The organism is Streptomyces lomondensis, from assembly GCF_014651035.1.
In the GTDB taxonomy this organism is placed as follows: domain Bacteria; phylum Actinomycetota; class Actinomycetes; order Streptomycetales; family Streptomycetaceae; genus Streptomyces; species Streptomyces lomondensis.
Genome location: NZ_BMWC01000008.1, coordinates 29,489 through 52,301, shown reverse-complemented (window position 1 = coordinate 52,301; position 22,813 = coordinate 29,489). Strand labels below are relative to the sequence as shown.

At 70.7% G+C, this 22,813-nt stretch carries 21 protein-coding genes and 4 tRNA genes; 12 read left to right on the top strand and 13 right to left on the bottom strand.

Translation table 11 applies throughout. The features are described 5' to 3' along the window. Nucleotides 1-13 precede the first annotated feature (13 nt). The 5 genes from IE255_RS25290 to IE255_RS25270 all read left to right on the top strand — a co-directional run bounded on the left by IE255_RS25290 (nt 14) and on the right by IE255_RS25270 (nt 4,092). Nucleotides 14-328 carry a heme oxygenase-like domain-containing protein gene (locus IE255_RS25290; protein WP_190052676.1) on the top strand — a complete coding sequence of 105 codons (315 nt, stop codon included), beginning with the start codon at nt 14-16 and terminating at the stop codon, nt 326-328. Continuing rightward, entirely contained in the window at nt 325-1,470 is a 1,146-nt protein-coding gene (locus IE255_RS25285) for a DUF3631 domain-containing protein (RefSeq protein ID WP_190052675.1), read from the top strand. The genes IE255_RS25290 and IE255_RS25285 overlap by 4 nt, the downstream gene beginning before the upstream one ends. Nucleotides 1,471-1,649: 179 nt before the next feature. Beyond that, on the top strand, nt 1,650-1,847 hold the full coding sequence (locus tag IE255_RS25280; RefSeq protein WP_190052674.1) for a helix-turn-helix domain-containing protein: 198 nt from the start codon (nt 1,650-1,652) through the stop codon (nt 1,845-1,847). Beyond that, a complete protein-coding gene (locus IE255_RS25275) occupies nt 1,847-3,049 on the top strand; it encodes a site-specific integrase (RefSeq protein WP_190052673.1) in 1,203 nt (400 codons plus the stop codon). The genes IE255_RS25280 and IE255_RS25275 overlap by 1 nt, the downstream gene beginning before the upstream one ends. A gap of 137 nt (nt 3,050-3,186) precedes the next feature. Continuing rightward, the gene (locus IE255_RS25270; RefSeq protein ID WP_190052672.1) at nt 3,187-4,092 is read left to right on the top strand and encodes a hypothetical protein; all 906 of its coding nucleotides are present in this window, start codon (nt 3,187-3,189) and stop codon (nt 4,090-4,092) included. 150 nt (nt 4,093-4,242) lie between these two features. On the opposite strand, the gene IE255_RS25265 is transcribed toward IE255_RS25270, so the two are convergent. The 4 genes from IE255_RS25265 to IE255_RS25250 all read right to left on the bottom strand — a co-directional run bounded on the left by IE255_RS25265 (nt 4,243) and on the right by IE255_RS25250 (nt 6,180). Beyond that, a tRNA-Phe gene (locus tag IE255_RS25265) sits at nt 4,243-4,316 on the bottom strand. Nucleotides 4,317-4,340: 24 nt separating this feature from the next. Next, nucleotides 4,341-4,415 (bottom strand) — tRNA-Asp (locus tag IE255_RS25260). Between the two features lie 37 nt (nt 4,416-4,452). Beyond that, a tRNA-Glu gene (locus IE255_RS25255) sits at nt 4,453-4,525 on the bottom strand. 80 nt (nt 4,526-4,605) lie between these two features. After that, nucleotides 4,606-6,180, bottom strand: a complete 1,575-nt coding sequence (locus IE255_RS25250) for a metallophosphoesterase family protein (protein ID WP_190052671.1) — start codon at nt 6,178-6,180, stop codon at nt 4,606-4,608. Nucleotides 6,181-6,274: 94 nt separating this feature from the next. Between IE255_RS25250 and IE255_RS25245 the strand changes: the two genes are divergently transcribed. The 4 genes from IE255_RS25245 (at nt 6,275) to IE255_RS25230 (ending at nt 9,908) form a co-directional block, all read left to right on the top strand. Next, a complete protein-coding gene (locus IE255_RS25245; protein WP_190052957.1) occupies nt 6,275-6,625 on the top strand; it encodes a metallopeptidase family protein in 351 nt (116 codons plus the stop codon). 87 nt (nt 6,626-6,712) lie between these two features. Next, complete coding sequence (locus IE255_RS25240; protein WP_190052670.1) at nt 6,713-7,246, top strand: hypothetical protein; 534 nt, start codon at nt 6,713-6,715, stop codon at nt 7,244-7,246. A gap of 337 nt (nt 7,247-7,583) precedes the next feature. Continuing rightward, complete coding sequence (locus IE255_RS25235; protein ID WP_190052669.1) at nt 7,584-9,695, top strand: DEAD/DEAH box helicase; 2,112 nt, start codon at nt 7,584-7,586, stop codon at nt 9,693-9,695. Between the two features lie 140 nt (nt 9,696-9,835). Beyond that, a tRNA-Lys gene (locus IE255_RS25230) sits at nt 9,836-9,908 on the top strand. A gap of 89 nt (nt 9,909-9,997) precedes the next feature. Here the strand turns inward: IE255_RS25230 and IE255_RS25225 are convergent. The 4 genes from IE255_RS25225 to IE255_RS25210 all read right to left on the bottom strand — a co-directional run bounded on the left by IE255_RS25225 (nt 9,998) and on the right by IE255_RS25210 (nt 15,079). Continuing rightward, entirely contained in the window at nt 9,998-11,665 is a 1,668-nt protein-coding gene (locus IE255_RS25225; protein ID WP_190052668.1) for a glycoside hydrolase family 13 protein, read from the bottom strand. Between the two features lie 100 nt (nt 11,666-11,765). Further along, nucleotides 11,766-12,614 (bottom strand): carbohydrate ABC transporter permease, encoded by an 849-nt coding sequence (locus IE255_RS25220; RefSeq protein ID WP_190052667.1) that lies wholly within the window; start codon nt 12,612-12,614, stop codon nt 11,766-11,768. Further along, the gene (locus IE255_RS25215; protein WP_229906581.1) at nt 12,611-13,399 is read right to left on the bottom strand and encodes a carbohydrate ABC transporter permease; all 789 of its coding nucleotides are present in this window, start codon (nt 13,397-13,399) and stop codon (nt 12,611-12,613) included. Before IE255_RS25215 ends, IE255_RS25220 begins: the two co-directional genes overlap by 4 nt. A 366-nt stretch (nt 13,400-13,765) precedes the next feature. Then, nucleotides 13,766-15,079: an ABC transporter substrate-binding protein gene (locus IE255_RS25210; protein WP_190052665.1), complete on the bottom strand. Its 1,314-nt coding sequence runs from the start codon at nt 15,077-15,079 to the stop codon at nt 13,766-13,768. Nucleotides 15,080-15,237: 158 nt separating this feature from the next. Here IE255_RS25210 and IE255_RS25205 point away from each other — a divergent pair, with 158 nt between their 5' ends. Both IE255_RS25205 and IE255_RS25200 read left to right on the top strand, forming a co-directional pair. After that, nucleotides 15,238-16,269, top strand: coding sequence for a LacI family DNA-binding transcriptional regulator (locus IE255_RS25205; protein WP_229906580.1), 1,032 nt, complete (start codon nt 15,238-15,240; stop codon nt 16,267-16,269). A gap of 183 nt (nt 16,270-16,452) precedes the next feature. Continuing rightward, nucleotides 16,453-17,670: an AAA family ATPase gene (locus IE255_RS25200; protein WP_190052664.1), complete on the top strand. Its 1,218-nt coding sequence runs from the start codon at nt 16,453-16,455 to the stop codon at nt 17,668-17,670. Nucleotides 17,671-17,771: 101 nt separating this feature from the next. On the opposite strand, the gene IE255_RS25195 is transcribed toward IE255_RS25200, so the two are convergent. The 5 genes from IE255_RS25195 to IE255_RS25175 form a co-directional block, all read right to left on the bottom strand. Further along, nucleotides 17,772-18,809: an ATP-binding SpoIIE family protein phosphatase gene (locus IE255_RS25195; RefSeq protein WP_190052663.1), complete on the bottom strand. Its 1,038-nt coding sequence runs from the start codon at nt 18,807-18,809 to the stop codon at nt 17,772-17,774. Continuing rightward, nucleotides 18,809-19,252, bottom strand: a complete 444-nt coding sequence (locus tag IE255_RS25190) for an anti-sigma regulatory factor (RefSeq protein ID WP_190052955.1) — start codon at nt 19,250-19,252, stop codon at nt 18,809-18,811. The genes IE255_RS25195 and IE255_RS25190 overlap by 1 nt, the downstream gene beginning before the upstream one ends. Next, nucleotides 19,252-19,665: an STAS domain-containing protein gene (locus IE255_RS25185; protein ID WP_190052662.1), complete on the bottom strand. Its 414-nt coding sequence runs from the start codon at nt 19,663-19,665 to the stop codon at nt 19,252-19,254. Before IE255_RS25185 ends, IE255_RS25190 begins: the two co-directional genes overlap by 1 nt. After that, entirely contained in the window at nt 19,662-20,579 is a 918-nt protein-coding gene (locus IE255_RS25180) for an STAS domain-containing protein (RefSeq protein WP_190052954.1), read from the bottom strand. The genes IE255_RS25185 and IE255_RS25180 overlap by 4 nt, the downstream gene beginning before the upstream one ends. A gap of 152 nt (nt 20,580-20,731) precedes the next feature. Next, complete coding sequence (locus IE255_RS25175; RefSeq protein WP_190052661.1) at nt 20,732-21,892, bottom strand: PP2C family protein-serine/threonine phosphatase; 1,161 nt, start codon at nt 21,890-21,892, stop codon at nt 20,732-20,734. A 267-nt stretch (nt 21,893-22,159) separates the two neighbouring features. On the opposite strand from IE255_RS25175, the gene IE255_RS25170 reads away from it, so the two are divergent. After that, the gene (locus IE255_RS25170; protein ID WP_190052660.1) at nt 22,160-22,603 is read left to right on the top strand and encodes a MarR family transcriptional regulator; all 444 of its coding nucleotides are present in this window, start codon (nt 22,160-22,162) and stop codon (nt 22,601-22,603) included. The last annotated feature ends 210 nt before the right edge of the window (nt 22,604-22,813 follow it).

Genomic DNA, 22,813 nt, shown 5'->3' with positions numbered 1-22,813 from the left:
GGACGCTGCGGCCGTGGGCGAGCCGACAGGCGTCGCCCGCAAGGGCGTCCGAACAAGCCCTGAGCCGCAGGCCGGTGACCCGGACAACCCCACACCGGAGCGGCCCGGCCTGCGCATCTATGCCCCGCCGGTCTACCGCGACCACTACGACGGGGCCCGCTGGTCCAAGCGCTACGGCGACACCCCCACCGCCGCCTACGCCTGCCGTTGCGGCCAGACCGGCAACGCCACCGGTGCCCGCGCCGTGGCCGCGCTGCTCAGCAAGTACGACATCCACCGCGACACCTGCCCGCTCCGCAGGACCGAGGAAGGAAGGGCCGCCGCATGACCAGTCCCATCGACGGCGCCGCTCTGCTCGACGAGGTGGAAGCCTTCCACCGGCGCTTCAACGTCTTCCCCACCGACGCCGCATTCGTCGCGGTCGCACTGTGGGACGCGCACGCTCACCTGCTCGACTGCTTCGACTCCACGCCCCGGATCGCCTTCCTGTCCCCCGAACCGGGGTCGGGCAAGACCCGGGCACTGGAAATCGTCGAAACGCTCGTGCCGCAGCCCATGACGGCCGTCAACGCGTCCGCCGCCGCCCTGTTCCGGTCCGTCTCCGCAGGCAACGGCAAACCCACGATCCTGTTCGACGAGATCGACACAGTCTTCGGTCCCAAGGCGGGGGACAACGAGGAACTGCGCGGGTTCCTCAACGCTGGACACCGCCGCACCGGGGTCACCTACCGGTGCATCGGCGACGGCGGGCAGCAGACCGTGCAGGCCTTCCCCTCGTACTGCGCCGTCGCCGTCGCCGGTCTCGGCTCGCTGCCGGACACGATCCTGAGCCGCTCCGTCGTCATCCGCATGCGACGCCGCGCGAGGAACGAGAAGGTGGAGCCGTTCCGGGCCCGCATCCACGAAGCGGAAGGGCACAAGCTCCGTGACCGGATCGCCACGTGGGCAGAGCAGGCACGCGGGTTCGTCATGGGGGCCTGGCCGGACATGCCGGACGGAGTGAGTGACCGGCCGGCAGACGTGTGGGAACCTTTGCTCGCCGTCGCCGACGCGGCCGGCGGGGACTGGCCCGAGCGGGCACGGGCAGCCTGCGTGACGCTGGTGACCGCCTCCAAGGCCAACGACAAGGGAAGCCTGGGCGTTCGGCTGCTGACCGATCTGCGCGACCACGTCATGGTCGGCATCGACCGCCTGCCCACCGTCGCCATCCTCGACCGGCTCAACGCCCTCGACGACGCCCCCTGGGCCGACCTGAACGGCAAGCCGCTCGACAACCGGCGCCTGTCGCGGATGCTCGCGGAGTACATGACGGCCGACAACGAGCCCATCACGTCCCGCAACATCAAGGCAGCCGGGAGCGTACTCAAGGGCTACTACGCCGCCGATCTCCGGGACGCCTGGGCCCGCTACTGCCCCCCACCCCCGGAAAGTCCGCTACCTCCGCTACCGGGCACCGAAAACGCTGCTTGACCAGCACTAACGCGGTAGCGGCAACCGTTGCCGGTTGCCGCTACCGCGCCGCTACCCATCCGCTACCGCTACCCCTTCCCGCTACCCCGCACAGGCCTCTGACCTGCGCGGTAGCGGCGGTAGCGGAAGTAGCGGCCCTCAGAGAGACCCCCGACGGACTGCCCCGGAGGAGTCACCGCATGAGCCCCGCCCTGCCCACCACCCACCAGGCGCTGACCGTCCCTGAGGTCATGACGGCCCTCCGCCTGAGCCGCTTCAAGGTCTACGACCTGATCCGCTCCAAGCAGCTCCCGAGCTTCACCGTCGGCCGGGCCCGCCGAGTCCCTGCCGACGCGGTCCAAGCCTTCATGCAAAACCGACTGGAGGAGGCCGCCTGATGGCCAAGCGCGCCAACGGCGAAGGCAGCATCACGATCCGCAAGGACGGCACGTACCACGGCCGCGTGTACGTGACGACAACCAGCGGCATTCGCAAGCGTGTCTCGGTCTACGGCAAGACCCGTGACGAGGTGCGCCAGAAGATCACCGAACTCCAGGCGCAGGAGAACCAGGGCATCCCGGTGCCCGACACGAACATGAACCTGGAGGACTACCTGACCTACTGGCTCGCGACCGTGGTGAAGGTCCACCGCCGCCCCAAGACCTACCAGGGCTACGAGAGCGTGGCCCGGGTCCACCTGGTCCCCGGGCTGGGGCGGAAGAAGATCCGCACCCTGCGCGCCGCCGAGGTCCGGACGTGGCTGGCCTGCGTTGCCTCCGAGTGCCAGTGCTGCAAGCACGGCTGGGACAAGGAACGACCCGAGCCGCAGTGCTGCGCGACGGGGGAGTGCTGCAAGGCCCTGCTGTCCCGCCGCATGGTGCAGTCCATTCATGCCGTGCTCCGCAACGCGCTCCAGAACGCCGTACGGGAGGAACTGATCGTGCGGAACGTCGCCCAGCTCGTGCAGGTCCCCACGCCCTCGTACGACACCGGGAAGGGGCTCAGCGTTGCTGACGCCAGGCTCCTCATCCGAGAGTCTGCCGAGGACCGGTTGCACGCGCTGTACGTGCTCGCCCTGGTCCTGGGGATGCGACGGGGCGAGCTGCTCGGGCTGCGCTGGGATGCGGTCGACCTCGACCGCGAAACGCTGATCGTGGAGCGCGCTCTACAGCGCGTCGGCGGTGAGCTGAGGCTGGTCAAGCCCAAGACCCTCGCCTCAGTCCGTACCGTCCCTCTCCCGCCCGTCGTCGTTAAGGCGCTCAGCGAGCACCGCGAGCGACAGGCGCAGGAACGGGCCGCCGCCGGCATGGGGTGGAAGGAACACGGGCTGGTCTTCACCTCCCGCATCGGCACCCCACTGGAGCCAGACAACCTCCGGCGGAGTTGGTACCCACTTCGCTCACGGCTGGGTTTCGAGATCCGGTTTCACGACCTCCGACACTCTGCGGTGTCGCTCCTGCTCGACCTGGGGGTGCCGCCGCATGTCGTCCGGCAGGTCGTCGGCCACAGCGACATCGGCGTGACGATGAAGGTGTACGCGCACGCCTCACTGGGCGAGCAGCGGAAGGCGCTGAGCCGACTCGGCGACCAGCTTTTCTGAGAGCTCTGGGGTGCGTCGGCAGCGAGTAGGCGCACCCACTCGAAGAGACCGGAATTGACCACGTCGGCGCCCAGGGAAGACGCGAAATCAGCCGTTCGCCCCCATCGCGACCGCAAGCGTGACTAGCATCACACTTCATGAGTCGCTTTGATCGGCAGCGTTTCTCGTTGCTGGAGTGGGTTGAACAGAAGGTTGTTGAGACTCACTCGGACGTGCTGGATGTCGAGTCGTGGGCGTTCCATAACGGAGTCTCCGCCCTGCAGCTTCGATCAATAATCGGAAGCTTGTTCGATTCTGGCTTGTTGAGTGACCCTGGAATTGATCAGGGGCGCAGTGTCGCACTCGCCCCGGCTGGCGTTTCAGAGTTGCAGGCCATTCGAGAGAAACGTGCCAATCGCAGAGAACGTGCCGCCTTTGTCCGTAACGAAATACTTCGGTGGCTTTACGACCATGAAGAGGAGAACGTGCGTTCGCTCGCCGAGATGATCCAAGACCCTGATGTGCACTTTTATGGTGATCCACTGACAACGGAAGAAGTGGGCAAGGCGTTCCGATACCTGAGCGAGCAACACATGGTTAAGGGGAGGAGCGCCTGGGGCGGAGATGTCTTGGTGCCCACGCTCCTCGCTCGCGGAATCGAATGTGTGGAGAGTGGGAGAACCGTGTCCGACTTCATCAAGCCGCAAGCCAACGTGGGCAACGTGTACAACACGTATCTGCCAAACGCGCAGGGCGTCATCATTGGCGAGCAGGAGAACGTCACACAGAACAACAGCGCTGGGATTGATCCAACGGCTTTCGTTCAGCTTGCTGGGTACGTTGGGCAAGTCAGCAGCACTCTGAACCTTGCGGAGCCTCAGCGAGTCGAGTTGGAGCGAGTAGCGCAGGAGCTGCATGGGGAAGCCACGTCCGGTGCTCCAGACCAAGGGCGCCTGCGCGCCTTGACGGATCGCATCCTGGAGGGGCTCTCTGGGGCCGCCGGGACTATCGCTGGCCAGATCGCCATCCAGATGGGGCAGGGAGCCTTGAACTCGCTCGGGTGACTTGTGGCTGGTTGCCTCGCTTCAGCGTCGCGAGTTCCTGGCAGATGGGACGCACTCGAACGTGTTGGCGTACCGGTTGGCGTAGACGGCACGAAAGAGCCCCTCTCCGCTGTCGACGGAGAGGGGCTCAAGCCCTGGTGAGGGCTGCGGTGGCTGGGGCCGGGGTCGAACCGGCGACCTTCCGCTTTTCAGGCGGACGCTCGTACCAACTGAGCTACCCAGCCACGAGGTTTCACGTGAAACCTCAGCGGTCCTGACGGGATTTGAACCCGCGGCCTCCACCTTGACAGGGTGGCGAGCACTCCAAACTGCTCCACAGGACCAAGCGTGTCGTACGACAGTGTCGCACAGGGTGGTGCGTGCCCCCAACGGGATTCGAACCCGTGCTACCGCCTTGAAAGGGCGGCGTCCTAGGCCGCTAGACGATGAGGGCTATCGGCCCGCCTGGGCGCTTCTCAGCGCGTCGGGGACGTGAGAAGCATATGGGATGGCGGGAGCTATCGCCAAAACGGTTTAGGAGGAGGGGGAGGGAGCGGTCTGCGTGGGGGTGCTCGGGGACGGGCTCGCGCCGGGCTGGTTCTCCTCCGGGAGGTGGCGGCTGACCTCGGCTGTCGTGAGGCCGAGGCCGCCCAGTTCGATCTCGTCCCAGGCCTGGAGATGGCGGGTGTCCCGGTCGAAGTAGAGGATCGACGCCTCGATGGGGTCGGGGTCTTTGCCCTCGATGGCGCGCAGACCGCTGCCGCCCGTGGAGCCCTCGATGCGGAGCCGGGTGCCGTACTTCAGGACCTCCATCTCGTCGTGGTGCAGATGGCCGGCCAGGACCAGGGGCACCTCGCCGTCGACCTCGCGGGCCGCGGACGGCTCGTGCGCGATGGCGATGTCGACCGGGGTGCCGGCCGCGCGCTGGTCGCGCAGGGCCGTGGCCAGGCGGGCGCCGGCCAGCTCCTGGGACTGCTCGGCGCCGGGCTGCTTCGAGCGGTCCGGGGTGAACTGCGGGTCGCCGATGCCCGCGAAGCGCAGGCCCTTGATCGTCCGGGCCCGGCCTTCGTCCATGACGTGGACGTTCTTCAGGCCCTCCATATAGCGCTGGGTGATCATCGAGTCGTGGTTGCCGCGCACCCAGACGTAGGGCGCGCCGAGGTCCTCGATGGGGTCCAGGAAGCCGTTCTCCGCGGCCGTGCCGTGGTCCATCGTGTCGCCCGAGTCGACGATCACGTCCACCTTGTACTGCTCCACGAGCGAGGCGATGATCTTCCAGCTCGCCGGGTTCAGGTGGATGTCGGAGACGTGCAGGACCCGGATGGTGGAGGGGTCGGGCGCGTAGGCGGGGAGGGTCGAGGTGGCGTCGTAGAGCTTGGTCACGTTGGTGACCAGGCGGGCCAGTTCCTTTTGGTAGACGTCGAATTCCGTGACGATGCTGCGCGCGTTGCCGACCAGGGAGGGGGCCGAGGTGAGCAGGCCGGAGAACTTCGGTTCCAGGACGGAGTCGGGGCGCCAGGTGGCGTACGCGGTGCCGCCCGAGGCGCCGAGGAGGGTGAGGGCGAGGCCGCCGGCGGCCAGGGCGCGGCGGGGGCGGCGGTAGACCGCGAGGCCGAGGGCGGTGGCGCCGGCGACTACGGCGACGGATGACCGTACGGCCAGGTCGAAGGTGCCGCGGCCGACGTCCTGGGCGACCTCGTCCTGGAGGCCGGAGAGGCGTTCGGGGTGGTCGACGAGGGCCTGGGAGCGGTCCGGGTCGAGCTGGTCGACGTTCACGTCCAGGCGGACGGGGGCGATGTGGCTGTTCAGTTCCAGGGCGCCCAGGGGCGAGATGTTGATCTTCGTGCCGCCGGTGAAGGACGGGCGCAGGGTCATCGTCGTGTTCATGGGGCCGACCGGGACCCGGACGTTGCCGACGACCAGCAGGCCGAGCCAGGCGCCGAAGAGGACGACGGCCACGAGTCCCGCCGCGCGGACCCATGGATGGGGCTGCGGCACGAGTTCGATCGTGGTGGGCGCCTGGCGGGAGCGGTAGTGGCGGGCCAGGGCGTGCGGGGCCTTGCGGATCGGGTTCAGGACACTCAGGACTGCGGCGGGGACGCGGGCCATTGGTCCCGTATGCCCAAGTCCCGGGCCGGATATGCGAGCCCCGATGGCTCTCGTATGGCTCTCGTACGGCTGGGTCGTGGCCGACAATGGGCCTGTGCTGGAGATGACGCGCGAGGAGTTCGAGGAGCTGGTCGCCGAGGCGCTCGACCGGATCCCGCCGGAGTTGACGCGACTGATGGACAACGTCGCGGTGTTCGTCGAGGACGATCCGCCGGCGGACGATCCCGAGCTGCTCGGGCTGTACGAGGGGACTCCGCTGACGGACCGGGGCGAGTGGTACGCCGGTGTGCTGCCGGACCGGATCACCATCTACCGGAACCCGACCCTGCGGATGTGCGAGTCGCGGGAGGACGTCGTCGCGGAGACGGAGATCACCGTGGTGCACGAGATCGCGCACCACTTCGGCATCGACGACGCGCGCCTTCACGCCCTGGGCTACGGCTGAGCGCGATGTGAATACGGGGCGCGTGTCCTCTTGTGGGCGGCGGGAGTTGGAGGTGTTGACTCCATCACCCTTCCCGGAGGTGGCCCTGTGCGCCCCTTGTTCGTACCCGTCCGCCTGGCCGCCACGGTCGTGGCCGTCGCCGCTGCCGCCGGCTGTATGAGTGTGGGGGACGACGACACGGGCGGGAGCGCCAAGCCGTCGCACTCCGCCGGGCAGCGGGGCGGGGAGGCGCCCGACGGCGGGGCGGCGGTGTCGGGCGGCGGTTCCGGGTTCGGCGCGGCCGCGGCCGACGGCGAGCGCGGGCGCGGCAAGGGCAAGAAGGGGAAGAAGGGCGAGCGGGGCGGGCCGGGCGAGTCGGCGCCGCCCGAGGCGTCGCCGACCCCGGACGCGAGTGCGTCCGCGCCCGGGGGCGGCAAGCCGGGGAAGCCGGCCAGGCCGACGCCGAAGCCGCCGACGCAGCCCGCGCCCACCCGGACGACGGAGCCGGAGCCCTCGCCGACGCCGCCCGAGCCGACGACCTCCCCGGAGCCGTCGCCGGAGCCGTCGTCGTCGGCGCACGAGCCGCCGGGGCCGCAGCTCGAGCAGCGGGAACCGGCGCCGGAGGCGGGGTCGCCGGCGTAGCCGTGCGGGGCGGGGCGGGGCCGGGGTTTCGGCCGGGTGCTGGCACCTCCGGGCAGCGCTGCCGCCGTGGCGGAGCGCTGTCGAGGCGGGAACAAACGGCGCCCGGCTTGCCTTGTAGAGGGAGCCATACCGGTCCGGTTTGCCTTGCGGGGCCCGGAGTGCGTATGGTGGCAGATCGTTTGATCCCATCTTGCCCGGCGCCACCGCAGAGCGCGCCGTGTGGCGCGTACTCTCCTTTGCCGTGGTGGACCGCATTGAGGCGGTCGTATTGCGAATCGCGAATCACGGAGTTGACGGGCGCGTGCCGACTTGAGACTCCGGAAGGTTTCGCATTCGCATGTCCATCGCCAGTACTGATCACGTCGTCGTGCCCGAGAACGAGGCAGCCGACACCACCCCCGACAGCACCCCCGAGGCCACCTTCGCCGCCCTCGGCCTGCCCGAGGGCGTCGTGCGCAAGCTCGCGCAGAACGGCGTGACCACCCCCTTCCCGATCCAGGCCGCGACCATCCCGGACGCCCTGGCCGGCAAGGACATCCTCGGCCGGGGCCGCACCGGCTCCGGCAAGACCCTGTCGTTCGGCCTGCCGACCCTGGCCTCGCTGGCCGGCGGCCGCACCGAGAAGCACAAGCCGCGTGCCGTCATCCTGACCCCCACGCGTGAGCTCGCCATGCAGGTCGCCGACGCGCTCCAGCCCTATGGCGACGTCCTCGGCCTGAAGATGAAGGTCGTCTGCGGCGGTACGTCCATGGGCAACCAGATCTACGCCCTGGAGAAGGGCGTCGACGTCCTGGTCGCCACCCCGGGCCGGCTGCGCGACATCATCAACCGCGGCGCCTGCTCGCTGGCGAACGTCGAGATCGCCGTTCTCGACGAGGCCGACCAGATGTCCGACCTGGGCTTCATGCCCGAGGTCACCGAGCTGCTGGACCAGATTCCGGCGGGCGGCCAGCGGATGCTGTTCTCCGCGACCATGGAGAACGAGATCAAGACCCTGGTCGACCGGTACCTGAACAACCCGGTCAGCCACGAGGTCGACGCCGCGCAGGGCGCCGTGACGACCATGTCGCACCACATCCTCATCGTGAAGCCCAAGGACAAGGCGCCGGTCACCGCGGCCATCGCCTCCCGTAAGGGCCGCACGATCATCTTCGTCCGCACCCAGCTGGGCGCCGACCGCGTCGCCGAGCAGCTGCGCGACGCCGGTGTGAAGGCGGACGCGCTGCACGGCGGCATGACCCAGGGCGCGCGGACGCGGACCCTGGCCGACTTCAAGGACGGTTACGTCAACGTCCTGGTCGCCACCGACGTCGCGGCCCGCGGCATCCACGTCGACGGCATCGACCTGGTGCTGAACGTGGACCCGGCCGGCGACCACAAGGACTACCTGCACCGGGCCGGTCGTACGGCCCGCGCCGGCCGGACGGGCACGGTCGTGTCCCTGTCCCTGCCGCACCAGCGGCGTCAGATCTTCCGGCTGATGGAGGACGCGGGCGTCGACGCCACGCGCCACATCATCCAGGGCGCCGGCGCCTTCGACCCGGAGGTCGCCGAGATCACCGGTGCCCGGTCGATGACCGAGGTCCAGGCCGAGTCCGTGGGCAACGCCGCGCAGCAGGCCGAGCGTGAGGTCGCCCAGCTCAGCAAGGAGCTGGAGCGGGCGCAGCGGCGGGCGAACGAGCTGCGCGAGGAGGCCGACCGGCTGCTCGCGCGGGTCGCCCGCGAGCGCGGCGAGGAGCCGCAGGCGGTGGCCGAGGGCACCGAGGTTCCGGCCGGTGTCGAGGTGTCGGTGCCGGCGCAGCCGACCGCGCAGGACGTCGAGCGCGAGGAGCGCGGCGACTCCTCCGGGGCGTACGAGCGCCGGGAGCGGCGCGACGAGCGCGGGGGCTTCCGGCGTGACGACCGTGGCGGTCGCTCCTTCGACCGTGACCGTGGTGGCCGTTCGTTCGAGCGGCGGGACGACCGTGGCGGATTCAACCGCGACCGTGACCGGGATCGCGACCGTGACCGTGACCGCGGTGGGCGTTCCTTCGACCGCGACCGCGACCGTGGGTTCCGTCGGGACGACCGGACCGACAACCGGACCGACCGGACCGACCGGACCGACCGGACCGACCGGACCGACCGGGGCGACCGTGGTGAGCGCGGCGGCTTCCGGCGTGACGACCGTGGCGGTCGCTCCTTCGACCGTGACCGTGGTGGCCGTTCGTTCGAGCGGCGGGACGACCGCGGCGGTCTCAACCGCGACCGCGACCGCGGCGGCTTCCGCCGGGACGAGCGCGGTGGGCACCGGGGCAGCGACCGTCCCTTCAACCGCGACCGCCGGGACGACCGTCCGGGCTTCCGCACCGGCGGACACGACCGTCCGTACGGCCGTCGTGACGACCACCGCGGCGGCGGTTCCTTCCAGCGCCGCGAGGACAAGCCGCGCTGGAAGCGCAACGGCTGACACACCCGCGTGAAGAGCGCCGTGGCCCGCCCTCTCCGGGCGGGCCACGGCGCTCTGTCACCCCTCCGGCACGGCCGGGACCCGATACCCGATCGGAGACTCGGCGTTGTCCGGCTATGCTCGTGGGGGCAACATCGCCTGGGCCCTTAGCTCAATTGGCAGAGCAGTGGACTTTTAATCCATTGGTTGTGGGTTCGAGTCCCACAGGGCCTACCGGTGGTAGGCGGGGGATATGGCCTCTGACCTGCTACGCAGCGTCCGGGTCGGCTTCGGTCGGGTCGGGCGCTGCTGCGTTTTCGGGTTCAGGCGCGCGCCGCGACCGTCCATACCGTGGTGTCGGGGGCGAGCATGCCGTCCTCCACGGGGCCGCTGGCCAGCAGCACAGGGGCGGCGGTCGGCAGGGGCAGAGACAGGTCGGAGAGGTTGACGCGGCATTCGAGTCCTCCCTTGCGGAAGGCGAGTTCGCCCTCCTGGGAATGCAGCCAGGCGAACGTCTCGTCCCCGCGGAAGCGTCCGCGCAGGGGCAGGGCCGCCCGGTACAGCTCCAGGAAGGAGCCGGGCCGTCCGCGCTGGGCCTCGACGGAGTGGTCGCCCCAGTGGTCCGGCTGTGGCAGCCAGCTGCCGGCCGGGCCGAATCCGTACGAGGTCCCGGAGCGGGTCCACGGAAGGGGGACTCGGCATCCGTCCCGTCCCTTGAGGGTGTGCCCGGACCGTTCCCACATGGGGTCGCGCAGCGCCTGCGGCGGCAGGTCGGCGACCTCGGGCAGGCCGAGCTCTTCGCCCTGGTAGAGGTAGGCGCTGCCCGGCAGGGCGAGGGTCAGCAGAGCGGCGGCCCGGGCGCGGCGGCCGCCCAGCGTGTCGTCGGCGGCGGGGGCGGTGCCGTCGGTGGCCAGCCAGGCGGTGAGGTCGGTGTCCTGCGGCAGGCCGTAGCGGCTGCGGTGGCGTACGACGTCGTGGTTGGAGAGGACCCAGGTGGGCAGGGTGCCGACCGCATGGGCGTCGGTCAGCGAGGTGTTGATGACCTTCCGCAGGTCGTCGGCGGTCCAGGGGCAGCGCAGGAAGAAGAAGTTGAATGCCTGGTGGAGTTCGTCCGGGCGGGTGTAGAGCGGCAGCCGGGCCGCGCTGACGCCCGCCTCCGCGACGGCGATGCGGGGTGGCTCGTAGCTGTCGATGATCTTCCGCCAGGCACGGTAGATCTCGTGTACCTCGTCGCGGTCCCAGAAGGGGTGGTCGTCGCCCTGGGGCGGTGAGTTGAGCGGGGCGGCGTCCCATCCGTAGGTGTTCCGCAGGGGCGGCGTAAGGTCCTTGCGGAGCCCGTGGGCGACGTCGACGCGGAATCCGTCGACTCCGAGGTCGAGCCAGAACCGGAGGGTGTCCTGGAAGTCGGCGAGGACCTCGGGATTCTCCCAGTTCAGGTCCGGCTGCTCGGCGGAGAAGATGTGCATGTACCACTGGCCGTCTGGTACGCGCGTCCAGGCGCCGCCGCCGAACTTGGACTGCCAGTCGGCGGGCGGCAGGCTCCCGTCGGGACCCTGTCCGTCGCGGAATATGAAACGGTCCCTGGCCCGTGAGCCGGGCGGGGAAGCCAGCGCCTCGACGAACCAGGGGTGCTGGTCGGAGCAGTGGTTGGGGACGATGTCGACGATCAGCTTGAGGCCCCGCGCATGGGCCCGGGCGATCAGTTCGCGGAAGTCGTCGAGGGTGCCGTGGCGGGGATCGACGTCGCGGTAGTCCGACACGTCGTAGCCGCCGTCGGCCCAGGGCGAGGGGTAGAACGGCGTGAGCCAGAGCGCGTCGACGCCGAGGTCGGCGAGATGGTCCAGCCGGTCGGTGATCCCGCGCAGGTCGCCGATTCCGTCGCCGTCGGAGTCGGCGAAGCTGGGGACGTACACCTGGTAGACGACGGCTTCGCGCCACCAGGCGGGGCCGGACTGGGTGGGGCCGGACTGTGTGGGGGTGGTCGGGGCCACGGGTTCCTCTCGTGCGGTTGCGAGGGGCTGGTTGTTGCGAGGGTCTGGTTACGGCGGTGCTGCTGTGGGTGGTGCGGTGACGTGGGGCGGTGGCCGGGGCTCAGCCCTTGACCGCCCCCGACGTGAGCCCGGAGACGACAGCGCGGCGGAAGATGAGGACAAGGACGACGATCGGCAGCAGGGCGGCGATCGACCCGGCGAAGATCGTGCCGTAGGGGACCTCGAACTCGGCGCCGAAGAGCGCCACTCCGACCGGTACGGTGCGGAAGGCGTCCTCGCTGTTGAAGGTCAGCGCCATCAGGAACTCGGTGTACGCGGCGGTGAAGGTGAAGACACCGGAGGTGAACAGGCCGGGTCCGGCCTGCGGCAGGATGATCTGCAGGACGGTGCGGGTGGGCCCGGCGCCGTCGATCCTCGCCGACTCCTCCATCTCGAAGGGGATGCGCAGCAGGTAGTTGCGCAGGATCCAGACGGCGAACGGCAGATGGAAGGCGATGTAGGGCACGATCAGGCCCTGATAGCTGTTGAGCCAGCCGATCTGGCGCTCGATCAGATACAGCGGCGTGATGACGGAGACCGTCGGGAACACCGAGATCATCAGCAGCGCGATCAGGATGGGCCGCTTGCCGCGCATCGGCAGCCGGGCCAGGGCGTATCCGGAGAACAGCCCCAGGGCGAGTACCCCGAGGGTGGTGAGACTCGCCACCAGCAGGCTGTTGGCCAGGTAGCGGGCGAACTCGTACTGGCCGAAGGCGTCCCGGTAGTGGTCCAGCGTCGGGTGGGACGGCCACAGGGCGGGCGGCGTGCTGCCCAGTTCGGCGTCCGGTTTGAAGGAGGAGGCCGCCAGCCAGTACAGCGGCAGGGCCGTCAGCAGCGCGATGACGACCGCTCCGGCATGGACCGGGGTGAACAGGCGGCGCCGGGCGGACGAGGCGGAAAGGGCGGTCACTTGGCGTCCTCCTCTGCGACCTGGGAACGGAATGCCTTCAGGCACAGCAGGCACACCACGAAGACGATCAGCGCGGTCGAGGCGGCCACCGCCGCACCCGCGCCCATGTTCAGGTTCTGGAACATCACCTTCCAGCCGAGCATGGCCAGGGGCTGCGTCGAGGTACCGGGCCCGCCGCCGGTCAGCACGAAGGGCAGGTCGAAGACGCCGAAGGCCTGCAGTACGCGGAAGAGCACCGCGATGGCCAGCGTGCTGCGCAGCAGCGGCAGGGTGATCCGCCAGAACGTGGTCCAGGCGCCGGCCCCGTCCATCTCGGCGGCCTCGTACACACTGCGGTCGATGGTGACCAGTCCGGCGAGCACGATGATCGCCACGAAGGGGGTCGTCTTCCACACGTCCGCGACGAGGATCGCCGAGAAGGCGGAGACGGGTGTGCCGAGGATGATCGGCGGTTCGTCGGTCACCAGCCCGACGAGCCAGGACAGCGCCCCGTACGCGGAGTTGTAGAGGTAGCTCCACAACTGGGCCGACACCACGGTGATCATGGACCAGGGGATCAGCAGCAGCGCCATCATCCAGCCGCGGGCCTTCGTCAGCCGCTCCAGGACGAGCGCGACCAGGACGCCGAGGACCAGCTCGATCAGGACGCTCAGCACGGTGTACGACACCGTGAAGGTGAGGGCGTCGCGCCAGGCGGTGCTGGCCAGCAGGGCCTCGTAGTTACGGGTGCCGACATCACCGAGCTCGAATCCCGAGCTGCTCAGCCGGATCTCCGAGAAGCTCATGATCAGGGAGATCGCGATCGGGGCGATCGTGACGGCGCCGACTACGAACAGGGTGGGTGCCGTGTACCACCACGCGGTACGGGAAGCGCGTCGGGCTCGCGAGGGCGGTGGCGGTGCCGGCGAGGTGGCGGCCCCTCGGCGAGTGCGGCTCGCGGGCCAGGCGGATGTGGTCATGAGGTGGGGCCTTTCGTGGGACCTTCCGGGGAGTGGGAAGCACGGCGGGTGGGGCGTCGGACGCCACCGCGTGGCGCGCGTGGCGCGGGTATGGCGGACGGCTCTCGGTCCGCGCCGGTGGCGGGCTCTCGGTCCGCGCCGGTGGCGGGCTTGTCACCCGGGCCCGTGGCGGGCTCACGGCCGGCGTCCGCCTCACAGCCGTCGCCCGGCGAGCGCGGCGTCGATGTCCTCGGCGAGTCGGCGTGGGGCTGCGGACACCCCGACCGTTCCGGAGAGCATGCCGTTGACCGTGCTGGAGGTGGCCTGGCTGATCTGGCTGTAGTAGCGCGACGTCGTCGGCCGGGCGACCAGGTCGTTCTCCAGCGAAGCCCGCAGCACCGGGCTCAGCGTCTGCACCTCGGGCGAGCTGCGCACGCTGTCGACGGCGGGGATGGTCGAGGACCGCTCGGCCATCAGCTTCTGGGTGGCGGGGCTGGTCAGCCAGGTGACGAACTCCAGGGCGGCCTTCTGATGCCGGGAGTTGGGGTTGATGTAGACGTTCCAGCCGCCCACGGTCGAGGCGCGGGTGCCGTCTCCCCCCTTCAGGGCGGGCATGGCCGTGACTCCGACCTTGCCTGCGAGTGGGGAACCCTCGGCCTCCAAGGTGCCGTACGCGTAAGCCCAATTGCGCAGGAAGGCGGCATCGCCGTTGGCGAAGGCCTGGAGTGCCTGCGGCTCCTGGTAGGTGACGGTCGCCTTCGGGCTCACCCCGTCGTGAAGGAGACCGTCCATGTAGCTCAGTGCGCGTGCCGCCGCCGGCGACTCGGTGCCGGCGTGCCGACCGTCCTTGCTGAGGAGTCCGGCGCCGGCGGCGGCGAGGAACTCGTTGGTCACCGCGGTCAGTCCCTCGTACGAGGCCCCCTGCCAGACCACGCCGGTGTCGACGTCACCCGCCTCGCGCAGGATCCGGGACTGCTCGGCGACCTGTTCCCATGTCGTCGGCACGGGCAGGTGGTGCTTGGCCAGCAGGTCCTTGCGGTAGTAGAGGAACGCCTGGTCGAGCGTGAGGGGAACGCCGTAGACGGTGCCCTGGTAGGTGGCGCCCTTCACGGTCGCCGGGTCGAACCGGTCCCAGAAGCCCTTCGGCACATGCTTGCCGATGGGCCACACCAGGCCCGCGGAGGCGAACTGCGCGGCCCAGGCGACGTCGCCGTTGAACACGTCGGGCGAGGCCGAGTGCCCGAGGATCTGCGTGGTGAGGCCGGCGCGGTTCGTGTCCACGTTGGTGGGCGCGCTGGCGACCTGCACATCGATGTCGGGGTGTGCCCGCTCGAAGGCCGTGACGAGATACCGACGCGCGTCGTCCGTGCGGTTGCCGAACGGCGCCGCCTGCCAGGTGAGCTTCACCCGTCCGTCGCCCGCCGCGCCGTCCGGTCCGCTCCCGCACGCGGCGGTGATCGTGACGGCGAGCACGGCCGCGGCGAGCCTCATCAGGCGGTGGGCGCGGCGCCTTGGTTTGTCGATCACTGCGGCTCTCTTCCTATCCCGCGCAACACGTTTGCTCAAGCGCTTGCGTTAGCTTGCGCGACTCCTTGCACACCGTCAAGGGGCTGGAATGCAGAAAAAATCCCCTACTGTCAGGGAAGCTACTCAAGCGCTTGCGCGCGCCTTGATAGCCTGTCTCGGTGAGTAATGAACAGCCGCCCGCGACCATGGCGGACGTGGCCCGGGCAGTCGGGGTCTCGACCGGTACGGTCTCGCGGGCGCTGCGTGGCCTGCCGGGGGTTTCGGAGGCGATGCGCCGCCGCATCCTGCGAGCGGCCGAGGGACTCGACTACGTGGTGTCGCCCGGCGCCTCCGGGCTGGCGACCGGACGCACCGGCTCCGTCGCGGTCCTGGTACCGCACATCAGCCGCTGGTTCCACGCCCGCGCGCTGGCGGGCGCGCACCACGTCCTGCGCAACGCCGGCTTCGAGGTGGTGCTCTACCACGTCGAAGGGATCGCCGAGCGCCGGGAGTTCTTCGAAACGCTGCCCGTACGGCGCAGGGTGGACGGCCTGGTGATCATCGCTCTCTCCCTGTCCGAGAAGGAGATCGAACGCCTGGGCGGTCTGGGCATGCCCGTCGTGGGAGCCAGTACTGACCTCGGCAGACATCCGAGCGTCGGCATCGATGATCCGGCCGGAGCGGCGATGGCCGTCAGGCACCTGGCCAACCTCGGACACCAGCGGATCGGCATGATCCGGGCGACCGACGAGGAAGGCATCCACGGCGGCGTGTCCCAGCGCCGCCTGGACGGCTATCTCGCCGCCATGGCGGAGTGTGGCCTGCCCGTACAGCAGGACTCGATCGTCTCCGCCCCCTGGGGCATCGACGGCGGCGCACAGGCCATGGCGCAGCTCCTTTCCCTGCGCACGCCGCCGACCGCCGTGTTCGCCGAAGCGGACGACATCGCGGCCGGCGCCCTACGCTCCCTGCGGCGCGCCGCGGTCGACGTGCCCGGGCAGATGTCGCTCATCGGCTTCGACGACAGCCCCATCGCCGACCTTCTCGACCTGACGACCGTCGCCCAGTCCGTCTACGAACAGGGCCTTATCGCCGGCCGGATGCTGGTGGAGGCCGTGGAACAGGGGACGATCGCCGAACCCGGGCAGCGCCTCGACACCCGCCTGGTGCTGCGTGGCACGACCAGCGCCGTACGCCGGCCGGCGCTCTGACCCTCGGACTGTCTGCGTGAGCGATGCCTGATCCATTGGCGCGCTCCGCGAACGCGCCTGAATCTGTCGACAGGCACGTGCGCGATGGAGAGAATCCGGGGCCATGGTGTCTGTCATCGACCCCGCGCTTCCTGAGCTCACGGCGTGTCGCCCGGATCTGGTGGCAAGCCGGTGAGGGGCGCAGTGTTCCCGGTGCTGTGGCTCTGCGGTCCGCCAGGAGTCGGTAAGACCACGGCCGCCTGGGAAATGTACTCCCAGCTCGTACAGGCCGGGATCGAGAGCAGTTTCGTCGACATCGACCAGTTGGGGATCTGCTACCCCGAGCCTGCGGGGGATCCGGGGCGGCACCGTATGAAGGCACGCAACGTTGATGCGGTGGTGGCCGGTTTCCGGGCGGCCGGCGCCCGGTGTCTCATCGTTTCGGGTGTCGTCGATCCCGCCTGCGGAGTGCACGTCGACCAGATTCCGCAGGCCGCGGTGACGGTCTGCCGCCTGCGTGCCGACCGGGGAGTGCTTCGGCAGCGGTTCACCGGTCGCGGAGGTCCTGCCGAGCTGGTCGACGAGGTGCTGCGGGAAGCCGACGCCCTGGACGCGAGTACCTTCGCGGATGCCTGCGTCGACACCAGCGGTCTGCTGGTGAACGAGGTGGTGCGGCGTGTCGGGGAGCGAACCGGCGGATGGCGCGCCTCGGCTCTGGGCCGGTCAGCTGACGCGCCCGAGCCGTCGGCGGTCACCGCTGCGGGCAGGAGCTCGGCCTCGGCGCAGGCGGGCCCTTCCGCTGATCTTCCGGTTCTGTGGCTGTGCGGCGCGACCGGCGTCGGGAAGTCGACGGTCGGCTTCGAGGTCTACCGAAGAGTCCTGGGCGCTGGTGTCACCGCCGCGTATCTCGATCTCGACCAGCTCGGCTTCTGCCGCCCGGTTGCGGATGATCCCGCCAACCACCGGGTCAAGACCCGCAACCTGGCCGCCGTGTTGCGGACTTACCGGGCGGCCGGGGCCCAGTGCTTGATCATGTCCGGCCCGGTCGAGGACGAGGCCACGGCCAAGGCGTACGCCGACGCGATGCCTGCGGCCGAGCTCACGCTGTGCCGGCTGCACGCCGGACGGCAGCACCTGACAGAACGCATCATGTCCCGAGGACAAGGCGGCAGTTGGCTCCAACCGGGCGACCCGTTGCGGGGGCGGTCCGTCACACGCCTGCTCCACGTCGCCGACCGGGCGGTGGCATCGGCAGCCGCCCTGGAAGATGCCGGGATCGGTGATCTGCGCATCGACACCGACGGACATACCGTCGAACAGGTAGCCGATGCGATCACCGCCGGTGCCGCCTTGGTCGGTACGCGGCAGCTCAGGCCACCCCGGCCGACCACGTGGTGGATACCGGCGGCATCGCCCCCATAGAGGTGGCTCGCCGGGTGGCCGCTCTCGTCGGCATCGGCAATCAGGAGAAGTCGGCCCCCGGCCAAGCCTCGCGCCGCCTGTTGTAAGAAATCGGCGGCGTTCTAGCGCCCGCCCAGCACCGCCACACACGTGTCGTCCCGTACCGGGCGGGCCGCGCTCCCCGCGTCACGGAGGATCACCGCGGACACCACCGCCGGGTCGCAGGTGAGGAGGGTGTCGTCGTCGGGTGGGGTCCAGCGGGTGGGCAGGCCGTCGCTGTGGAGGACGAGCAGGCTGTCGTCGTGCCACGGCTCGCGCTGGACGAGCACGGTCGCCGGGCCCTGGGCGCCCACGATGCCGGGCTGGGACAGCAGCGGCCTCCAGGTGCCGCCGGTGCGCAGGCGGGCGCCGACGTTGCCGATGCCGGCGAAGTGCAACCGGCCGGACGCGAGGTCGAGTTGGGCCACGGCGACGGCCGCACCCCGGGTGCGGCGCAGGGGTCCGCCCAGGTGCCGCAGGATCTCGGCGGGGGACCGGTCGGCCACGCCGCGCAGTTCGGTCACCGCCGTGGTGGAGGCCTCGGCGGCCTTGGCACCGTGCCCGAGCCCGTCCGCGAGCAGGAGGGTCAGGCGGTCCCGGCCGCGCACCCGGCCCCAGGCGTCACCGGAGTGCTCGGCCCGGCCGAGGGGGACGTTGACGCCGCCGGTGCGCGGACCTGGCAGGGGAGGGCCGGGCCTGGCGGGTTCGTGGTCGATGCGGGCCACGGCCACCGTGCCCCGGCCGGGGGCGCTGTGCAGGTCGAAGGCGTTCGCTATGCGCCGGCAGGTGCCGAGCCCGGCGCCGAGGGAGGCGGCTGCCGTCGTGGTGTAGCCGTCGCGCATCGCCGCCGCGATGTCCGGGATGCCGGGGCCGTGGTCGAGCGACACGAGCTGTACGGACGTCAGGTGGCCCTCGTCGTAGCCGTGCTCGACGAGGTTGATGAGCACGTGCCCGCCGTCCGCGTGCCGCAGGAGGTTGGTGGCCAGCTCCGTCGCCACGAGCGCGGCGGTCGCGGTGCGCTGCGGGGTGAGGCCGGCGTGGGCGCTGGCCTCCTCGGCCGCCACGCGCACGTCCCGCACCCGGGTCGAGTCGTCCACCGGGACGTCCCACACCCTGCTCATCACGACCCCGGCCGGGAGGGCGGTACGGCGGTGGCCCAGGCGGTGACGGTGACGGTGGTCCCCTCACCCGGCCGGGTGTCCACCTCGAACTCGTGGACCAGCCGCTTGGACCCGCTCATGCCCAGTCCGAGCCCGCCGCCGCTGGTGTAGCCGTCGGTCATCGCCTGCTCCAGGTCGCGGATGCCGGGGCCGGTGTCGACGAAGGACAGCCGCAGCCCCCGCGACGGGCCGCTGTCCAGCGGGATGATCCGCACCTGGCCGCCCCCGCCGTGGACGAGGGTGTTGCGGGCCAGTTCGCTGGCCGCGGTGACGAGCTTGGTCTGCTGCACCAGGCCGAAGCCGAGTTCGGCGGCGGTTTGCCGGACCTGCTGCCGTACCCAGGCCAGGTCGGCGTCCGAGCCGATCGGCAGGGTGGCCGGGGCGGCGTGGCGGGCGGCCCGCATCATGGACTCCCCTCACCCTGGCGCGAGGCCGCGCCGAGCAGCTCCATCGCGCGTTCGACGTCCAGTGCCGTGCGCAGACCGGGCAGCGTGAGCCCCAGCTCGACCAGCGTGATCGCCACCGCCGGGCGCATCCCGGCCAGCACCGTGCGCGCGGCCAGCAGGTCCGCTCCGGCGGCGATCTCGGCGAGGACCCGGCCCAGGAAGGAGTCGACGATCTCCACGCCGGAGATGTCGATCACGACCCCGGTCACCCGGGTGTGCGAGATCCGGTCCGTGACGTCCTGCTGGAGCTGCTCGGCCATCCCGTCGTGCAGCTCGCCCTGGAGGGTGACCAGCAGGACGTCGCCCAGCTGGAGGACCGGCACGGTGAAGCCGTGTCCGCCCGCGGGGCCGGTCCCGGCGGCCCCGGTCACCGCGCGCCCGCGTCGGCCGTGAGGGCCGCTTCGGCCGCCGCCACCGGCCCGATCCCGACGCCCTGCCGGCTGAGCGCGTAGGCCAGGGCGTCCGCCAGGCTCCCGCGGGTGAGCACCGTGCCGAGGTCGATGCCCAGGTGCACTATGGTCTGCGCGATCGCGGGCCGGATACCGGAGACGATGCACTCGGCGCCCATCAGCCGCGCCGCGGCCACCGTCTTCATCAGGTGCTGGGCGACCAGCGAGTCGACGGTGGGCACGCCGGTGATGTCGAGGATGGCGTACCGGGCGCGCTCGGCGACGATCGCGTTCAGCAGGCTCTCCATGACGACCTGGCTGCGGGCGCTGTCCAGCGTGCCGATCAGCGGGACGGCGACCGTGCTCTCCCACAGCTTGATCACCGGGGTGGCCACCTCGTGCAGCTGCTCGCGCTGCCGGGCGATCAGCTCCTCGCTCGCGCTGACCGCCGTCTCCATCACGACCAGGCGCAGCGTGCCCATGAGCACGGTCAGCGCCACCACGCACTCCTGCGCCTCGGGGGCGTACGGGTCCGGGAACTCGGCGCGCAGCAGATCGGTCACCGGTTCGCGCAGCGCGGCCACCTCGTCGGCGATCCGGTCCGCGTCGGCCCCGGTCCGGGCGCGGGAGGCCGCCATCCGCCCCAACTGGTCGCGCACCGCCTCGAATCCGGACGCCCGGATGTCGTCCGGCCGGCCGGCGGCCGCCACCGCGGCCAGCGCGGCCGCCACGGCCCTGCCCGCCTCCACCGCCTCGTCGCGTGACACGGTGAAGACCGTCCGGAACAGCGCGGCGTCCGCCCACCGTTGGGCGATCTGCTCCCGGCGCCGTTCCAGGAAGGCGCTCACCTGCTGTGCGGCCGGCTCCTGTTCCGCGTTCTCATCCGATACCGACACCGACACGTGTATCGCTCCCTTGCAACGGGCCGGACCGAGGTCGCGTGACGGCACCTCAGCCGTTACTTGCCATATGACAAACATTAGTGCCGGCGTACGGCACCACCAAACAACTTCTCGCCGGATCCCCTGACCTGCGCCTGCCCCGTCCTTTACCGCCCACGCCAGTCCAGGCAGACCACCAGGGCGTCGTCGTCCGGGGCGGATCTGCCGCGGTGGCCGGTCAGTTCGCGCAGGACGGCCCGGGGCACCTCGGCGGCCGGGAGCAGCCGGGTCGACTGGATCGCCCGGGCCAGGGCGGCGTCGCCGTACGCCTCTCCGCGCGGCGAGGCGACGTCGTGGACGCCGTCGCTGACGAAGACCAGCCGGTCGCCCGGCTCGACCCGGAACTCCTGGGCCACGTAGTCGGTCTCCTCGAACATGCCGAGCGGCAGCTGGGCCTCGAAGGCCACCTGCTCCACCGTCCCCCGGCGCAGCCGCAGCAGTCGCGGGGACCCGGCGTCCACCGCCCGGACCTGGCCGGTGGCCAGGTCGAAGTCGAGCATGAGCGCGGACAGGTAGCAGCGGCCCCGGTAGTGGGCGTACACCGCCTGGTCGGCCAATGCGGCCTGGTCGTCGAGGGGGATGCCGGCCCTCCGCGCGTTGCGCAGGGCGTTGATCGCCAGGTTCGTCAGCAGGGAGGCCTCTATGCCCTCGCCCATGCCGTTGGTGACGTAGAGGCTGAGCCGGTCGGCCGTGGCGGACCAGTCGAAGTTGTCGCCGAAGATCGCGTACGCGGGCTCCAGTTGCGCGCCCAGTTCGTACTCGGGGCGGGCACAGGAGCGGCCCGGCAGCAGCTGCCACTGCATCTCGGCGGCCAGGGTGAGCCGGTCCCTGCGGCGGGCCTGGAGGTACAGGTCGGTGTCCCGCTCGGCCACGACCACCTCGTGCCCGAGCACCTCGGCGATCTCGGCCAGTTCGCCCAGGCAGCCCTCGGCGTGCTCGCCGCCCGGCAGGGTCACCGTCAGCACGCCGAGGCGGTCGCCGCGCACGGTGACGGGCAGATGCGCGCGTACGAGGTCACCCGGACGGGTCTCGACGTACGGCTCCTGCGCACCGAAGGCGCGGCCGGCCGGGCTGTTGTGCACGGGCACCGGCTGGAGGGTGTGCGGCAGTTCGGACACCGGCTGAAGCACCGTCAGTCCGTAGTCGGCGAGGAACAGCTCGACGGAGTCCGCCGCGTACTGATCGGTCAGTACACGACGGACCGCGTCCAGCAGTCGGTGGGGTGCCGCCGTGCGCAGAGCGCGCTCGGCGGCCACGAATCTGTTCACGATCGTAGTCACGATGGTCGAACACCAATCCTTCGTCGGGCGTCAACGGGTCTTCGGGCACGGGTTCCCGGATTCGGGCGTGCTGTACGGGTCATCGGGCGCCGGCAGGGGTCATCGGTGTGCGACCGAGGGCATGGTGGACGGCCGCGCGCCGGGGCCGGTGCCACCCCTGGTTTCCCCTAGTACGCTGACGGCCATCCCGGTGCCTGCGAGAGTGTGACTGTGACTTCCCTCCGACCCCGCCCAGAGCCAGCAGAGGTCGCCCGTGTGACCTCCACGGCCGCGGAGTTGCTGGAGGTCCTGTGGGGCCGGGCCTCGACGGCACCGGCGTCCGCGTCCCAGTTGCGCGTGCTGCTCATCCTGGAACACCACGAGGGCATCAACCTGCGCACGCTCGCCGACTCCCTCGCCTCCACGCCGCCCTCGACCAGCCGGCTGTGCGACCGGCTCCAGGCGGCGGGGTTCGTCGAGCGCGTGGTCAGTCCGGTGGACCGGCGCGAGGTGCGCCTTCGGCTCAGCAGCCGGGGCAGAGCCTTCCTGGCCGACCTGCGCGTACGCCGGGAACAGGCGCTGCGCGCGGTGCTCGACCAGATGCCCGCCGCCAAGCGGGTCGCGCTGCTCCAGGGGCTGGAGGCGTTCTGCGACGCGGCGGCGGCCCAGATACACGACGACGCCGACGACTCCCGCGCGTCCGGCACCCGGACTGCCTGAACTGCCCGCCGCGGCACCGGCGCGGCCCTTCCGGATTCTTCCCGGCGCCGTTCCGGCCTGGTCACCTTGTTGCATCACGGCTACAGTTGTCGAACGACAACTGTCCGCTCCGTGAGTCCCTTGGCCTTTTCCTTTCCGCCGCACCGCCCGCCCTCCCTCCTGTCCCGTTCCGTCACAGCACGTTTGCGGGTACCCCGACACCGTTCCGAC